Origin of the sequence: uncultured Aquabacterium sp. (genome assembly GCF_947366995.1) — a bacterium.
Lineage (GTDB): Bacteria > Pseudomonadota > Gammaproteobacteria > Burkholderiales > Burkholderiaceae_C > Aquabacterium.
This window is the reverse complement of sequence record NZ_CANBCC010000042.1, coordinates 20,712-35,834: the sequence shown is the minus strand read 5'-3', so window position 1 is coordinate 35,834 and position 15,123 is coordinate 20,712. Positions and strand designations below refer to the sequence as shown.

The 15,123-nt window shown below is 65.4% G+C and carries 15 protein-coding genes and 1 tRNA gene; 8 read left to right on the top strand and 8 right to left on the bottom strand.

Features of this window, described 5'->3' with window-relative positions:
• Nucleotides 1-144: 144 nt before the first annotated feature.
• Nucleotides 145-1,089, bottom strand: coding sequence for a nucleotidyl transferase AbiEii/AbiGii toxin family protein (locus Q0Z44_RS11875; protein ID WP_137841751.1), 945 nt, complete (start codon nt 1,087-1,089; stop codon nt 145-147).
• Nucleotides 1,082-1,693: a hypothetical protein gene (locus Q0Z44_RS11870; protein WP_298012974.1), complete on the bottom strand. Its 612-nt coding sequence runs from the start codon at nt 1,691-1,693 to the stop codon at nt 1,082-1,084. The genes Q0Z44_RS11875 and Q0Z44_RS11870 overlap by 8 nt, the downstream gene beginning before the upstream one ends.
• A gap of 290 nt (nt 1,694-1,983) precedes the next feature.
• Here Q0Z44_RS11870 and xth point away from each other — a divergent pair, with 290 nt between their 5' ends.
• A complete protein-coding gene (gene xth, locus Q0Z44_RS11865; protein ID WP_298012972.1) occupies nt 1,984-2,763 on the top strand; it encodes an exodeoxyribonuclease III in 780 nt (259 codons plus the stop codon).
• 33 nt (nt 2,764-2,796) lie between these two features.
• Here xth and mutY read toward each other — a convergent pair whose 3' ends face one another.
• The 3 genes from mutY to mutM form a co-directional block, all read right to left on the bottom strand.
• Nucleotides 2,797-3,894, bottom strand: a complete 1,098-nt coding sequence (mutY, locus tag Q0Z44_RS11860; RefSeq protein WP_298012970.1) for an A/G-specific adenine glycosylase — start codon at nt 3,892-3,894, stop codon at nt 2,797-2,799.
• On the bottom strand, nt 3,891-5,912 hold the full coding sequence (locus tag Q0Z44_RS11855; RefSeq protein WP_298012968.1) for a dynamin family protein: 2,022 nt from the start codon (nt 5,910-5,912) through the stop codon (nt 3,891-3,893). The genes mutY and Q0Z44_RS11855 overlap by 4 nt, the downstream gene beginning before the upstream one ends.
• A 106-nt stretch (nt 5,913-6,018) precedes the next feature.
• Complete coding sequence (mutM, locus tag Q0Z44_RS11850) at nt 6,019-6,861, bottom strand: bifunctional DNA-formamidopyrimidine glycosylase/DNA-(apurinic or apyrimidinic site) lyase (RefSeq protein ID WP_298012966.1); 843 nt, start codon at nt 6,859-6,861, stop codon at nt 6,019-6,021.
• Between the two features lie 57 nt (nt 6,862-6,918).
• On the opposite strand from mutM, the gene Q0Z44_RS11845 reads away from it, so the two are divergent.
• The 7 genes from Q0Z44_RS11845 (at nt 6,919) to pth (ending at nt 13,020) form a co-directional block, all read left to right on the top strand.
• A complete protein-coding gene (locus tag Q0Z44_RS11845; protein ID WP_298012964.1) occupies nt 6,919-8,781 on the top strand; it encodes a tetratricopeptide repeat protein in 1,863 nt (620 codons plus the stop codon).
• 131 nt (nt 8,782-8,912) lie between these two features.
• A complete protein-coding gene (locus tag Q0Z44_RS11840) occupies nt 8,913-9,356 on the top strand; it encodes an outer membrane lipoprotein LolB (RefSeq protein ID WP_298012962.1) in 444 nt (147 codons plus the stop codon).
• A 5-nt stretch (nt 9,357-9,361) separates the two neighbouring features.
• On the top strand, nt 9,362-10,249 hold the full coding sequence (ispE, locus tag Q0Z44_RS11835) for a 4-(cytidine 5'-diphospho)-2-C-methyl-D-erythritol kinase (RefSeq protein ID WP_298012961.1): 888 nt from the start codon (nt 9,362-9,364) through the stop codon (nt 10,247-10,249).
• A 140-nt stretch (nt 10,250-10,389) separates the two neighbouring features.
• Nucleotides 10,390-10,466 (top strand) — tRNA-Gln (locus Q0Z44_RS11830).
• Nucleotides 10,467-10,633: 167 nt separating this feature from the next.
• Nucleotides 10,634-11,596: a ribose-phosphate pyrophosphokinase gene (locus Q0Z44_RS11825; RefSeq protein ID WP_109036862.1), complete on the top strand. Its 963-nt coding sequence runs from the start codon at nt 10,634-10,636 to the stop codon at nt 11,594-11,596.
• Nucleotides 11,597-11,677: 81 nt separating this feature from the next.
• Nucleotides 11,678-12,301 (top strand): 50S ribosomal protein L25/general stress protein Ctc, encoded by a 624-nt coding sequence (locus Q0Z44_RS11820; RefSeq protein ID WP_298012957.1) that lies wholly within the window; start codon nt 11,678-11,680, stop codon nt 12,299-12,301.
• Nucleotides 12,302-12,384: 83 nt separating this feature from the next.
• On the top strand, nt 12,385-13,020 hold the full coding sequence (pth, locus tag Q0Z44_RS11815) for an aminoacyl-tRNA hydrolase (protein WP_298012955.1): 636 nt from the start codon (nt 12,385-12,387) through the stop codon (nt 13,018-13,020).
• Between the two features lie 508 nt (nt 13,021-13,528).
• Here pth and Q0Z44_RS11810 read toward each other — a convergent pair.
• The 3 genes from Q0Z44_RS11810 to rsmD all read right to left on the bottom strand — a co-directional run bounded on the left by Q0Z44_RS11810 (nt 13,529) and on the right by rsmD (nt 15,088).
• Entirely contained in the window at nt 13,529-13,813 is a 285-nt protein-coding gene (locus Q0Z44_RS11810; protein ID WP_298012953.1) for a YfhL family 4Fe-4S dicluster ferredoxin, read from the bottom strand.
• Nucleotides 13,814-13,837: 24 nt separating this feature from the next.
• Nucleotides 13,838-14,341: a pantetheine-phosphate adenylyltransferase gene (gene coaD / locus Q0Z44_RS11805; RefSeq protein WP_298012951.1), complete on the bottom strand. Its 504-nt coding sequence runs from the start codon at nt 14,339-14,341 to the stop codon at nt 13,838-13,840.
• A 72-nt stretch (nt 14,342-14,413) separates the two neighbouring features.
• Nucleotides 14,414-15,088 carry a 16S rRNA (guanine(966)-N(2))-methyltransferase RsmD gene (gene rsmD, locus Q0Z44_RS11800; protein ID WP_298012949.1) on the bottom strand — a complete coding sequence of 225 codons (675 nt, stop codon included), beginning with the start codon at nt 15,086-15,088 and terminating at the stop codon, nt 14,414-14,416.
• Between the last annotated feature and the right edge of the window lie 35 nt (nt 15,089-15,123).

Sequence of the window (15,123 nt, the reverse complement as noted above, 5' to 3'; positions counted from 1 at the left end):
AAATCGTCGGTCACGTTGCTCCGAAATGAGCGGTCACGTTGATCCGAAATACCCACGAGCACGCCAGCCATAGGCCCCTTCAAGAACGCCTTGAAGCCGTGGAGGCAATGCGAGGGCATGCCCTTTTCTGGAAGACTCCTTCTTCTACATCAAGGCAATGTTCTCTCTGATGCAAGCCAGAAGTTCCTCAAAGTCTGGCTGCCCCTGGTAGTACAGCGCCTGAGTCTTCCCGTACTCAGTGGCAAAGCGCTTGCGCTCGTCAGCACTCGTCAGGGTGAACGCCGGATTGCTGGCGATCACCAACTCATCCCCCGTACGAAAGCGCTGCTTCTTGCGCTTTTGGTATACCGGATCCTTCATGAACGCCTGGATCTCATCCAACTGCAACAAGCAGTACACATCGTAGTAGTGGCGCAAGAAATTGGCAGGAAACGCCTGCGCCTCGGCCAGCTTTCGGTACTTGGTCGAAATCGTCTGAAGCTTCTCCACAAAGGTGTGGGTAGGCGCATAGCACGGCACGTCAATGGCCCTGTTATCCATCACAGAGATGCCGCGTGCGCTTGCTGTGTCCCAAGCCCAGGACGAGATCGTCACTGGGCGGTTGGGTGCTGTGTCATCAAAGCCAAGCTCCAACAAGATCCCATCTTTGACACCAGCCAATGGGGCAGTACGCGCGGCATAGGACAAACGAACGCCACCGCTGCGCATCTTCTCGTCGTCGAAATCTTCATCGCGAGCGACTTGAACAATGCCCGGGATCTTGATTTCAGCTGCCAGCCAGTCATAAAAAGCCCGCCGGGACGCGACATGGCCAGCCTTGTCGTGATTGCGACCAGCCTTGACGTCCAATTCTTTGGGCGGCTCGATCCGTATGTCGATGTCTTCTGAGAATCGGTGGATGATACCGAAGCCCTTGGACAAGGATGTACCGCCCTTGAGTTCGAAGTTGAACCCTTGGGCTCGCAGCCCCCAAAGGCAATGCATGATCCAGTAGTCCTTCTCGACCAATGTCGGGTCAAGACTGCGCTCATCAGCGACCACGGCAAGCAGGTCGCCAAAGTCCTTGCGGTCATGCAGAAATTCAGGCACTCAGCCAACCTTTGGTGCGCTTGCGGGTGGCCACAGAGCCAAACGTTGAGAGCGCGCGTTTGAGCTTGTCGAGGTCAAACGATGGCAGCTTGCTCTGTGCTTGCCGTAAGACAGCATCGCGATCTTCAGCCAACTGCTCAAGGTTGTTGAGCAAATCGACAAACAAAAACTCCGGCGTGAGCTTTTTGGGGAAACGTGGTTTCACCCGGAAATCAAACTGCCGATTGCCGAGCTTGAACACGCCATGCCGCTTGTGGTTGTAGACCAGTGTGCGGTTGTATAGCTGCGTGGTACCCAGGCCTACTGCGTTGTATGCCGACGGCGAGAACACGAGGAAGTCACTGTCGCGAAGAAAGCTGCCAACCACCTCGGCATCCTCAGGCGGTACAGGCCCGAAGCTGGACACCCTCGGCACGTAGTACATGCCCTGCGCCAATTTCTTCACAAGCCCTTCGGCGACCAACTCACGCACGTGGCGGTCCACCGCATTGCTCATCTCTGCCAGATCCTCTCGCCGGTACACGCGCCCGGGGCGCAATGAGGCGGCCAGCCGTTCGGCGGCACCGCTTACCAGCATCTTTGATGGAGCAGGAACGCTTTCCACGATTGATTTCTCATTGAAATTTCATGCAATCTTAGGAGAAAATGGCGATCTTTGCAAGGCACCCAGCATCGCCGACCAAGCTGTGTGCGCCGAGGCGGCTACCGCGAGGGGAAATCGCTGTCGACATCCAGATGACCAGCGCTTCCCGACGAGATAATGCAGCCACCAGTTGGGAGCAGATGAGCACGTCGTCAAGCACGGACCATTTGGGTAGCTAAGTGGGTAGCTAGACGCAAAAATCAGCGAAACTCAGACAAAAACATCAATGAATTCAACGTACTAGAAAAATCATGAAACTCGCCACCTGGAACGTCAACTCGCTCGCCGTCCGCCTGCCCCAGCTCCTCGACTGGCTGGTCGCCAACCCGGTCGACGCCCTCGTGCTCCAGGAAACCAAGCTCACCGACGACAAGTTTCCGCACGCCGAGCTGGCCGCCGCCGGCTACCAGGCCCAGTGGTTCGGCCAGAAGACCTACAACGGCGTGGCCCTGCTCACGCGCACCGAGGCCACCGACATCGTGCGCAACATCCCCGGCTTCGCGGACGAGCAGGCCCGCGTGATCGCCGGCACGCTGGGTCAAACCGAACTGGGCCCGGTGCGCGTCATCGGCTGCTACTTCCCCAACGGCCAGGCGCCGGGCAGCGACAAGTTCGCCTACAAGATGGGCTGGCTGACGGCCCTCGAAGCCTGGCTGCGCGACGAACTGGCCAGGCACCCGCAGGTCGTGCTGATGGGCGACTTCAACATCGCCCCCACCGACGCCGACGTCTACGACCCGGTCGGATGGAAGGACCAGATTCACTGCACGGTCGAAGAGCGCGCCCACTTCCAGCAGCTGCTCGATCTGGGCTTCGTCGACGCCTTCCGCCAGTTCGAGCAGCCGCCCAAGCCCTGGAGCTGGTGGGACTACCGCAACCTGGCCTTCCGCAAGAACCAGGGCCTGCGCATCGACCACATCCTGACCAGTACGGTGCTCACCCCGCGGCTGCAGGCCTGTGTGATCGACAAGGCGCCGCGCAAGAACGAACGCCCGAGCGACCACGCACCGGTCATCGTGACGCTGGGCTGATCGATCTGACCAGCCCGGTCGACCCGCACTGGCTCAGCCGACGAGCCAGCGCTTGATGGGCGCGGGCAGCCCCCAATTTGCCAGGTCGGCAAGCGGCACCCAGCGGCCGGACGGCTCGCGGGCCTGCAGCGTTTCGGCCAGCAGGGCAGCCTCCTGTGCATCGCTCAGCACCAGACGCCGCGGGTTGAGCCACCAGTCCAGATGCGTGAGCACATGCTTGCTGCGCGGCTGCGCCTCGGCCCGTTCGGCCAGCGCAGGTCCCCACAAGGCGTGCAACGCCGCATCGCTCTCCAGCAGGGGCAACGTCCACAGGCCGCCCCACACGCCGGTCTCGGGCATCTGCTCCAGCCAGACCTGGCTCTGCCACTCCAACCACGGCAGCCAGCTTTCGCGCTCGCCCCGCACCAGTTTCCGGCCCTTGACCGGAAACCGCTCGGGGTCGCCCTCACGCCGGCCGAGACACAGATCCGACCACGGGCAGGTCAGGCAGGCCGGCTTGCGCGGCGTGCACAGCGTCGCGCCCAGGTCCATGAGTCCCTGTGTGTAGGCCGGCATGTCTTCGGCGCGCGCCGGCAGCACCTGCTGCGCCGCCGCCCACAGCGCGCGCTCGTGGGCCTTCACCGACAGGTCTTCCCCCCACGCCAGCACCCGCCCTAGCACCCGCTTGACGTTGCCATCCATGATCGAGATGCGCTCGTTGAAGCAGAACGACGCAATGGCCGACGCGGTGGAAGGCCCGATGCCGGGCAAGGTCTGCAGCAGCACCGCCGTGCTCGGAAAGACCCCGCCGTGCTCTGCCACCACGGCCTGCGCACAGCGGTGCAGGTTGCGCGCCCGGCTGTAATAGCCCAGGCCCGCCCACAGCGCGAGCACCTCGTCCTGCGGCGCGGCCGCGAGCGCAGCGACATCCGGAAAACGAGCGAGAAAGCGGTCGAAGTACCCCAGCACCGTGCTCACCTGCGTCTGCTGCAGCATGATCTCCGACAGCCACACACGGTAGGGATCCCGCACCTTCTGCCAGGGCAGATGATGCCGCCCCTCCTGATGCTGCCAGGCCACCAATCGCTCGGCCAGCACCGGGCTCACCTGCTGCGCGTCCCGCAGCAGGTCGTCTGCACTGCGATCACTCATGCGTTGGTCGACGGGGCCGAATCTGCCAGCAAGGCCGGCTCGGTGCTGAGGTTGAGGTCCAGATTCAGCCCTGGCAACCCGGCCGCGGCCGACAGTCCGCCGGCGCTCTGCGCCTGCTGCACGAGTTCGTCGACCAGCACGCCCAAACGGGTCTGCAACTGCAGCACGCGCTCATCCTGCGCCTGCACTTCCTGCAGCCGGTTATCCAGTTCGGTCGAGGCCGTCTGGATGCGATCCAGCGACTCGTAGCGCCGCTTGAAATTGCGCCGCCGCTCGCGCAGCTGGCTGTCCACCTGTGCCGAGGCGGTCTTGTTCCACAGCTCGATGTCGTTGCTCACGGTCTCGAACACCACGCGCAAACGCGAGATCAGCATGCGGCGGAACTGCTCCTGGAAGCCGGGTTGAGCCAGCCGGAACGCCTGGCTCAGGCCAAGATACTGAACGTAGTTGCGCTCGATGAGATTCAGGTCGTCGGTGTACTTGCGCACATCGACCGGCTTGTCTGCCACGAGGCTGAAGCCGAATTCGGCATTGAGCTTGGCAAACGAGGCCACCAGCATCGCGTGCACCTCGTCGTTGCGCTGCTGGGCCTGTTCGATCAGGCCGCGCAATCGCGCGCACAACTCGATGAAGGCCTTACGGGCGCCCAACGGCAGCCATGAGCCGCCCAGCACCTGCTGCAGCACCTCCACCTCGGCACGCAGCCTGTCAGACGACAGCTCGCGCAACACGTCCTTCATCATGCGAGCGTGCACGCTGCGCATGGCCTGCAAACGGGCCGTGCACTGTTCAAACTCGGTCGCCTCGGCCTGAACCCGCTGCAACATCAGCTGCACCTTGCCGGAGCTCTTGCCCCGCAGGCCGCGCAATTCGAGCAGCTGGTCTGCGTACAGCCGGCGCATCTCGCCGAAGCGGCGCTGCAGCTGCTGCTGGAACCGGAGCGCGCCGGCCACCGAAGCCTCGGCCAGGTTGTCGCGCCGGCGCGGCAGCAGACCGTCCGACAGCGCATGCTCGAACGCTTCGAGCCGGCTGGCCGCCATGCCCGACGCATCACCCGACAGGCGCGAAGTCAGCGCCAGGCGTGCCGAAATGGGAAACACATGGGCAGCCGGGATCTCGAGCGTCTGCGCCACGCTCTCCCGCTGCCGGGCAATGACGGCCTCCACTTCGGCCGGGGTGCTTAACGGGTCGACCAGCGTGTCGATCTTGTTCAGCGCCACGTAGCGGGCCAGCGCCGGGCCGGAGAGGTGGTCACGCCAGATGCTGAGATCCGAACGCGTCACACCGGTGTCAGCGCCGAGGATGAACACCGTGGCATGCGCCTGTGGCAGCAGCCCCAGCGTCAGTTCGGGTTCCGTGCCAATGGCATTCAAGCCCGGTGTATCGAGCACGACCAGGCCGCGCTTGAGCAGGGGATGCGGCAGGTTGATCCGCGCATGACGCCAGACGGGCACCTCGACCAGATCTTCCGCCTGCAGTGGCGGGTTGTCGTCAGGACGTTCGTCGTCCCAGAAACCGAGCCGGGCCGCCTCGTCCTTCGACACCAGCCGCGTCCGCACCACCTGGGCCAGCGCCTGCGCCATGCCGTCCGGGTTCTGCAGATCCAGCTCGATCCAGGTCCAGGCAGAGCGGCGCGCGCGGTACTCGGTGAGGGAGGTGGGCTCCAGACGCGTTTCGATCGGAAGCAGCGACAGCCCCACCGGGTCTTCCGCGTCATAACCCAACTCGACCGGGCACATCGTGGTGCGCCCAGCCGATGCCGGCATCATGCGCCGCCCCTTGTCCGAAAAAAAGATGGCGTTGATGAGTTCCGATTTCCCGCGCGAGAACTCGGCCACAAACGCCACCATGAGCTTTTCGCCCGACAGGCGATGCCGCATGGCCTCGAACCACTCGGCCGAAGCATCGTCGAGCAGGTCGTGCTCGCGGGCAAAACGCGCGAGCGAGGCCAGGCGGGCGTCGGTGTCGGCGCGCCACTGGCCCAGGGCGTCGAGGTGGCTGGCAAAAGTCGGCATCATGCGGTCATCGTAGCGCAAGCGCCCCTTCTGCGGGCAAACCGAAAGGCTGCAAAACGTGCGCTGCCCCTGTCCGCCGCCGCGCGTTTCGCAACAGACCGCACGACTGTCACTTCTTCTGACAATTGGCGCAATAAAACGTGGAACGCTGGCCGAGCACCACGCGCCGCACCGGCCCTTCACAGCGCCGGCAAGGGTCGCCCTCCCGGCCATAGACCAGCGTGCTCAACTGGAAGTGCCCCTGGGCGCCATGGGCATCGCGGAAGTCCTTCAAGCTCGACCCGCCCAGCGCCACAGCCTCCTCCAGCACCGCCTTCACCTCATCGACCAGCCGCTGGCACCGCGGCCGGCTCAGGCGGCCTGCCGGCGTCCGCGGATCGATGCCCGCCCGGAACAGCGCCTCGCACGCATAAATGTTGCCCGCGCCGACCACGATGTCGCCCGCCATCAGGGCCTGCTTGATCGGCACACGGCGCCCCTTGAGCCGCGCGTGGACATACACGCCGTCCAGCGTCGGGTCCGAAGGCTCAAGCCCCAACCCCGTCAACAGCTTGCCCGGCCAACCGAGCGTCATCGAGGGTCCCCACAACACAGCGCCGAAGCGGCGGGGATCGGTCAGACGCAGGCACCCGTGCGTCGTGTGCAACTCCATGTGGTCATGCGGCCCCGGTGGCCTCATGCCCATGCCAAACCCGAGCGATCCGGACATGCCGAGGTGAATCAGCAGCCCGCCTTCGTCGACCTCGCCAAGCTCGGCCAGCCGGGTCAGTGGCAGCCACAGGTACTTGCCTCGCCGCTGCACGGCCCCCACCCGACACCCCACCAGCTCCTCAGGGTGGCGCCCCATGGGCCAGCGCAAGGGCTTGCCAAGGCGCACGGCCTCCACGGTGGCCCCCAGGATGCGGTCTGCAAAACTGCGCCGCGTGACTTCGACTTCCGGCAATTCAGGCATGGCGGAATTATCCCGGGCCGGCTCACTCAATAGAATGGCTGGACCATTGGAGAGCTCATGCCCTTGCCGACCGACCGCCCCTCGCTGTCTTTGCTGCCCATCCCTCGTTCCGCCGTGATGGTGGCCCTGGCAGCCAGCGCCCTGCTTGCGTCCAACGCCCAGGCGCAGGCCGGCCGCAAGCCCTCCGAACGCAAGGCCGCCGAGGCGCCCGCTGGCGCCGCCAGCAAACCTGTCGAGAACTCGGCCATGGACGGCGCGCTGTTCTATCAGGTGCTGATCGCCGAGATTGAGTCCAACGGCGGCAATGCCGGCCCGGCCTACCAGCTCTACCTGGAAGCCGCGCGCCGTCAGCACACCACCTCGCAAGGCAGCCAGCTGTACCAGCGCGCCGTCGAGATTGCTCTGCGGGCACGGGCGGGTGAGCAGGCACTGGCCGCAGCGAAGGCATGGCGTCAGGCCTATCCGCAATCGCGCGAGGCCTCCGACTACACCGCGCAAATCCTCATCGCACTGGGCCGCACCAATGAGCTGGCCGCGCCCCTGCGCACACTCATCCAGCAGACGCCTGCGCCGCAGCAACCCCAGGTGATTGCTGGCCTGCCGCGCAGCCTGCAACGCCTGCCGGACAAGCAGGCTGTGGCCCGCGTGGTCGACGACGCCACCCAGCCCTGGCGTCAGCCCCCGCTCGAACTGGCCGAAGCATGGGGCGCCAGCGGCGAAGCCTGGCTCGGCGCACGCCAGCCTGACAAGGTGATGGCCGCTGCTCAGCGCGCCCTCACGCTGAAGCCCCAGTTGCCGCTGGCCGGCCTGCTGGCCGTCGACCTCATGGGCCTGCAAACCGGCGCCGAAGACCTGGTGAAGGCCCAGCTTGCACGCCCGGATGCCGAGCCCCTGGTGCGCCTGGCCTACGGCCGCAAGCTCGCCAGCCTGAAGCGCTACGAAGAAGCTGCAAGCCAACTCGACACCCTTCTGGCCACCCAACCTTCGCAAACCGGCATCTGGCTGACGCTGGCCGCTGTCCGCATGGAACTGGGTCAGCTCGACAAGGCCGAGCAGGCACTCAAACCCGTTCTCGAAGCCCCCCCGGCCGATCCGACCGCTCAGGACGGCGGCATGCCCCGCATGGTCAGCGAAGCCAACAGCAGCGGCCTGACCGAGCAGCAACAGGCGCAGATCCTGATGGCGCAGATCGCTGAGCAGCGCAAGCAGTTGCCCGCGGCGCTCGACTGGCTGGGGCGAGCCGATCCCGATCATCAGCTGATGGCCATCCAGAACCACCGCGCCCGCATCCTGGTCCGGCTGGGACGGGTCGACGAGGCGCGAGCCACCCTCCGCAAGCTCCCGGAGACCGAACCCCGCGACGCCGCCGTGAAGATCCAGGCTGAAGCCCAGCTGCTGCGCGAGGCGAAGCGCCACAAGGACGCCTACGAGGTGCTCGCCGAGGGCGTACGCCGCTTCCCGGAAGACGGCGACCTGCTGTACGACCAGGCCATGATGGCCGACCGCCTGGGCCGCCACGAAGAGATGGAGCGACTGCTGCGCAAGGCACTGACGCAGAACGCCGACAACGCCAATGCCCTGAACGCCCTCGGCTACAGCCTGGCAGACCGCGGCGTTCGCCTCGATGAGGCCCGGAGCCTGATCGATCGGGCCCTGACCCTGCGCCCGGGCGACCCGTACATCACCGACAGCCTGGGGTGGGTCATGTTCCGTGCCGGCCAGGCCGACGACGCCCTGCGCACACTGAAAGAGGCCTACGCCAAGCGGGCCGACCCCGAAATCGGTGCCCACATCGGCGAAGTGCTCTGGCAGATGGGCCGCAAGGAAGAAGCGCTCCAGTACTTCCGCGAATCCCGTCAGGGTGACCCCGAAAACGAAACGCTGGTCGAAACCCTCAAGCGCCTGAAGATCAGATTGTGAGCCTCTGCCCCGTCATGCCGGCCGCAAGACGGCTCACGCGCGCTGTCCTTCTCGGCGCCCTGAGTGCGGCACTCCTTGGTTGCGCCACCCGCCACCCGCCCCTCCCCGAACCGCTGGCCTCGGCCGAATCCGTGTCCCTGCAAGGCCAGCTGAGCATCAAGCTTGCCGCCTGGCTCGACCAGCCCGCACGCGGCATCAGCGCGGGCTACTTCTTCGAGGGCGACGAGCGCTCCGGCCGCATCGACCTCATGACGCCGCTGGGCAGCCAGATGGCGCGTGTGGTGTGGCAACCGGGGCGTGTCTGGCTGGAAGACGGCCGCGAGCGACGGGAATTCGAGTCACTCGACGCGCTCAGTGAGACCCTCTTCGGTGAAGCACTCCCGCTGCGCGCTCTGCCCTGGTGGATGCAGGGCAAACCCACACCCGCACTGCCCCATCAGACCGGTACCGGGACATTCGATCAGGCCGGCTGGCGCATCGACACCCGTTCGCAGGCAGAAGGCCGCATCACCGCCGAGCGCCCCGGCTCCTCAGGCCATCGCCCCGTCACCATCCGCATCGTCTCCGACCGTTGAGCCCCATGTCTGCCCTCCTCGGCCTGCCGGCCCCGGCCAAGATCAACCTCTTTCTGCACATCACCGGACGGCGCCCCGACGGTTACCACCTGCTGCAGTCCGTCTTCATGCTGATCGACTGGCAGGACAGCATCGACCTCACCTTGCGCCACGACGGCTGCCTGCAGCGCCACGACCTCACAGTCACCCTGCCTGACGACGACCTGTGCCTGCGCGCCGCCCGCCTGCTTCAACAGGAAAGCGGCACCCCGCTCGGTTGCGACATCGCCATCCGCAAGCACGTGCCCTGGGGTGCCGGCCTGGGGGGCGGCAGTTCGGATGCGGCCACGGTGTTGCTCGGCCTCAACCAGCTATGGGGCCTGCGCTGGTCACGCACGCGCCTGGAAGCCCTGGCGTTGCAGCTCGGCGCCGATGTGCCGTTCTTCGTGCGAGGACGCAACGCCTGGGTGGAAGGCGTGGGCGAAGCCATCACGCCCATCGAACTGCCCGACAGTGTGTTGAAAACGCCACTGGCTCTGCTGAAACCGCCCGTCGCGGTGCCCACAGCCGCGATTTTTGGATCGCCCGCGTTGAAACGCGACACACCCCATGCTATAGTCGCAGTCTTTCTTGCAGCGCCCAAGCGCTTCGGCAGAAATGACTTGCAAGAGCCCGCAACGGCTTACAGCAACCAGATCAGCCAGGCACTTGAGATCATGCAGAACCGCTTCGGCAACAGCCGGATGACGGGTTCAGGCAGCACGGTGTTTTCATGGCTCGACCATGATGCCCAGCCTGAGAACGGCTTCCAGCCTCGCGATGTGGGCCTGAATGATCCGGACTGGGTCGGTCGCGTGACGCGCGGTCTGCCTCGGCACCCTCTGCTGGAGATGCTCGATCCGATATGCGATTGAACAGCATCGACAGAAGATGATGCAGAGACGCAACAGACTTGCAAACGTCGCAAAAATCGACATACAATCTGAGGCTCTCGACAAGAGAACAGCTTACTAGGTTGCGGTCAAGAACGTCAGTTCAAGACTGTGTCCTGAGTAGGGGAGTCGCCAAGTTGGTTAAGGCATCGGATTTTGATTCCGACATGCGAGGGTTCGAGTCCTTCCTCCCCTGCCAGATTTCTTCTGTGCGGTCTTTGCTGATCACACAACATCACCTGCCCTGAACCTTCCGCGAAGGCAGATGCCAACAGGCATCAACCGGACAGGCTCCGGTTTCCTCAGGGGCAAGGTGACAGGGCAGATGGTCATTTCGTCATCATCTCCGTCCCCAACGGCCCGCCCATGCTCTCCGATACCGTTCTCTTCACCGGCAACGCCAATCCGGCGCTCGCTCAGGAAATCGCCACCAGCCTCGGCATCTCTCTGGGCAAGGCCGCTGTCGGCCGCTTCTCGGACGGCGAGACCACGGTCGAGATCCAGCAGAACGTGCGCGGTCGCGAAGTGTTCGTGGTGCAGTCCACCTGCGCCCCGACCAACGACAACCTGATGGAACTGCTGATCATGGCCGACGCGCTCAAGCGCGCCTCCGCCCAGCGCATCACGGCTGTCATCCCCTACTTTGGCTACGCTCGCCAGGATCGCCGCCCCCGCTCGACCCGCGTGCCCATCTCGGCCCGCGTCGTGGCCAACATGCTCGAAGCCGTCGGCGTCAACCGCGTCCTGACCATGGACCTGCACGCCGACCAGATCCAGGGCTTCTTCAACATCCCGGTCGACAACATCTACGCGTCGCCCGTGCTGCTGTCCGACCTGCAGGCAAAGAAGTACGAAGACCTCGTGGTCGTGTCGCCCGACGTGGGTGGCGTGGTCCGCGCCCGTGCGCTGGCCAAGCAACTGGGTTGCGATCTGGCCATCATCGACAAGCGTCGCCCCAAGGCGAACGTGTCGGAAGTGATGCACGTGATCGGCGAAATCGAGAACCGCAACTGCGTGATCATGGACGACATGATCGACACCGCCGGCACGCTGGTGAAGGCCGCCGAGGTGCTGAAGGAGCGCGGCGCCAAGAGCGTGTACGCCTACTGCACGCACGCCGTGTTCTCGGGCCCGGCCATCGAGCGCATCAAGGCTTCGCACCTCGACGAAGTCGTGATCACCAACACCATTCCGCTGGCCGAGGCTGCCAAGGGCACTGCCAAGATCCGCCAGTTGAGCACCGCCTTCCTGTTTGCCGAAACGATCCGTCGCATCACCGACGGTGACTCGGTGACGTCCCTGTTTGCGGAACAGAACAACAACTTCTGATCCGTTTCTGCTGACCGTGGTTTCGGCCGCGGTCTTCTTTCAGCGCCTGGTCGCGGGCGCTTTACCAACTTGGAGCATTCCATGAAATTCGTCGCTTTTGAGCGCAATCTGCAGGGGACCGGAGCGAGCCGCCGCCTGCGCAATTCCGGCAAGACCCCGGGCATCGTTTACGGCGCCGGCAAGGCCCCGCAGAACATCGAGCTGGACCACAACGCCCTGTTCCACGCCATGCGCAAGGAACAGTTCCACTCGTCCATCCTGGACATGGAACTGAACGGCGAAGTGCAGAAGGTCCTGCTGCGCGACTACCAGGTTCACCCGTTCAAGCGCCTCGTGCTGCACGTGGACCTGCAGCGCGTCGACGCCACCACCCGCATCCGCAAGAAGGTGCCCCTGCACTTCGTGAACGAAGCCGAGTCGCAGGCCGTCAAGATCGACAAGTGCCTGATCAACCACGTCGTGACCGAACTGGAAATCGAGTGCCTGGCTGAACAGCTGCCCGAGTTCCTGACCGTCGACCTGGGCAACGTCGTCAAGGGCCAGTCGATCCACGTGGAAGACCTGACCCTCGACAGCCACATCAAGGTCATCACCCACGGTCGCAAGAACCCGGTGATCGCCACCGTGGTCGAGCCGGTTGCCGAAGAAATCGTGGCCGCTCCGGTGGCTGCCGAGCCCGCCAAGGGCAAGAAGGGCAAGAAGTAATTTCTTGCGTTTCTGCACAGTCAAGCCCCGCCTCGGCGGGGCTTTTCTTTTGTGGCACGGACTCCGGATAATCGAGCCCCAACATGATTCGCCTGTTTGTCGGCCTGGGCAACCCCGGCCCTGAATACGAAGACACCCGCCACAACGCGGGCTTCTGGTACATCGACGCCCTCGCCCGCCGCCTGGGCGTGCACCTGCAACCCGACCGGGCCTATCACGGGCTGGTGGCGCGCGCCAACCTGCCCCAAGGGCCGGTGTGGCTGCTGCAGCCACAGACCTTCATGAACCTGTCGGGCAAATCGGTCGCACCGCTCGCGCGCTTCTTCAAGATCAACCCGGACGAAGTGCTGGTGGCGCACGACGAACTCGACATGCTGCCCGGCCAGGTCAAGCTCAAGAAGGGCGGCGGCCACGCGGGCCACAACGGCCTGCGCGACATCCACGCGCAACTCGGCTCGGGCGACTACCACCGCCTGCGCCTGGGCATCGGCCACCCGGGCGTGAAGCACGAGGTGGCGGCCTATGTGCTGCGCAAACCGCCCCAGCCTGAACGGGAAGCCATCTACAAGTGCATCGACCAGGCGCTGGACGCCACGGAAGCACTGCTGGCCGGCGACATGGCGAAAGCCACGGCCACAATCCACGCCGGCCCACAGCGCCCCAAGCCTCCGCGCAAGCCGCCCGCGGCCGACGGCACCCCCTCGACACCCCAGACCTGACGCGCCATGCTCCGCCTGCCGCCCGCCCTGTCCTCATGGCCTTGGATGAAGATCGCCCTGTGCGCTGTCGCACTGGCCGCGGCGTCGGGCCCGGTGCTGGCGGCAGGGACCGCGGTCTATCGCTGCACCGAGGGTGGGTCGGTGGTGCTCAGCCAGTTCCCCTGTGCGGGCGGCCAACGCCAGCCGGTTCGAGAGGACCTGCGTACGGAAGCGCAGTTGCATGACGCACTCCATCGACGCGCTCGCGCACAGGAACAGCTTCAGCGTGCGGAGGCCGCACAACGTAAGCAAGCGGGGCCTCGCGCAGACGCATCGAGGACGCCAGCTGCATCGCCCCAGCCCGGCAGTGACGCTCCGCCGAAGCGAGATCGCCGCGCTCGGGCGCGCGATCCGCGCCTGTTCACCGCCCGTGCGCCGCGGGCCGCCCAGACGGCACCGACAGCCGCCGGTCAGGACGCCAGCCGCTGACCCCGCCCGCAACGGGCTGAGGAAAACACGCGTCGAGCGTTCAGCCCGCCGCGTTCACCGCAGGCGCTGGAGCGCCCCGCTCTGCCTGAAGCCGGTGGTACTTCGCCAGCAACTGCGCGGGGGTTTCCACATGCGCAGGGTTCACCGGAATGCACTCGACCGGACACACCTGCACGCACTGCGGCTCATCGAAATGGCCGACGCACTCGGTGCACTTGGCCGGGTCGATGACGTAGATCGTCTCGCCCATCGAGATGGCCTGATTGGGGCACTCGGGCTCGCAGACGTCGCAGTTGATGCACTCTTCGGTGATGGTCAAGGCCATGGCGGCGCTCTCTTCGGGAAACGTTCAGGCCGGGCGCCGGGCGACGCGCTCGTGCAGGCGGGCCAGCACGCTGGGCGCCACGAACTTCGACACGTCCCCGCCCAGCATCGCAATCTCGCGCACAAAAGTGCCCGACACGAACTGGAATTGGTCGGACGGCGTCAGGAACACGGTCTCCACATCGGGCATCAGTTGCCGGTTCATGCCGGCCATCTGGAACTCGTACTCGAAGTCGCTCACGGCCCGCAGCCCGCGCACAACGACCTTGCCCCCGTGGCCCACCACGAAATCGCGCAACAGCCCTTCAAAGGCGATGACCTCGACATTGGCGTGCTGAGCCGCAAGCTCCTTGGCCATGTCCAGCCGCTCCTCCAGCGAAAACATCGTCTTCTTGTGGTGTCCTGCGGCCACCGCCACGATGAGGCGGCCAAACAGCTGGCTGGCGCGCCGCATCAGGTCGGCATGCCCAAGGGTCATGGGGTCGAACGTGCCGGGGTAGACGGCGGTCGGGGAAGCAGACGGGCTCAAACGGGGCTCCGGAAAGGAACGGATTCGGTGGATGCCGTGGCCGTGGGGACGGTGTCGGCGTGAGTGTAAGCGTCAGGCAGATGGTGCGGCGGCAGGGCCATCTTCCTCCACGCGGCGGAAGAGGTGAAAGTGCACTGCGCCGGCGCGATCGTGGCGATGCAATGCCAGCCCGGGCCGCGCCTCGAACGCGCACGACGCTTCCAGGTAGATCCAGCCCCCCTCGGGCACACACCGGCGCGCCGCCGCGAGTGCCTGGTCAAAGGCCTGGTCATCGAACGGCGGATCGAGAAACACGGCGTCGAAACGGCCAGCCTGCGCAGGCTGGCGCATCCACGTCAGCGCGTCGGTTTGATGAATGTGCACCTGCCCGGCATGAAGCCGGGTCTTCACAGCCTGCAGTCCGCGCACCAGGGCAGCCTCACGCTCGAGCATCACGACCTCGTCGGCGCCGCGGGAGGCGGCCTCCCAGCCGAGTGCGCCAGAACCGGCATAGGCGTCCAGCACACGCCAACCCTGCAGATCCTGCCCCAACCAGTTGAACAGCGTCTCCCGCACGCGCGCGGGCGTCGGCCGCAGGCCGGACGACACCGGGACCGGCACGGGCGTGCGCCGCCACTGGCCGCCGATGATCCGGACTTCCTGCGGGGCACCGGAAGCGACCTTTTCCGCCGCGCGACGCCCGGTGTCGGGCCGCGCGCCTTGCGCCGAACGGGGAGCGGATCTGGAGGAGGAACGGGGGGAAGACATCGCGAGATTGTAAGAAGGGGCGCCCTCTACAATGG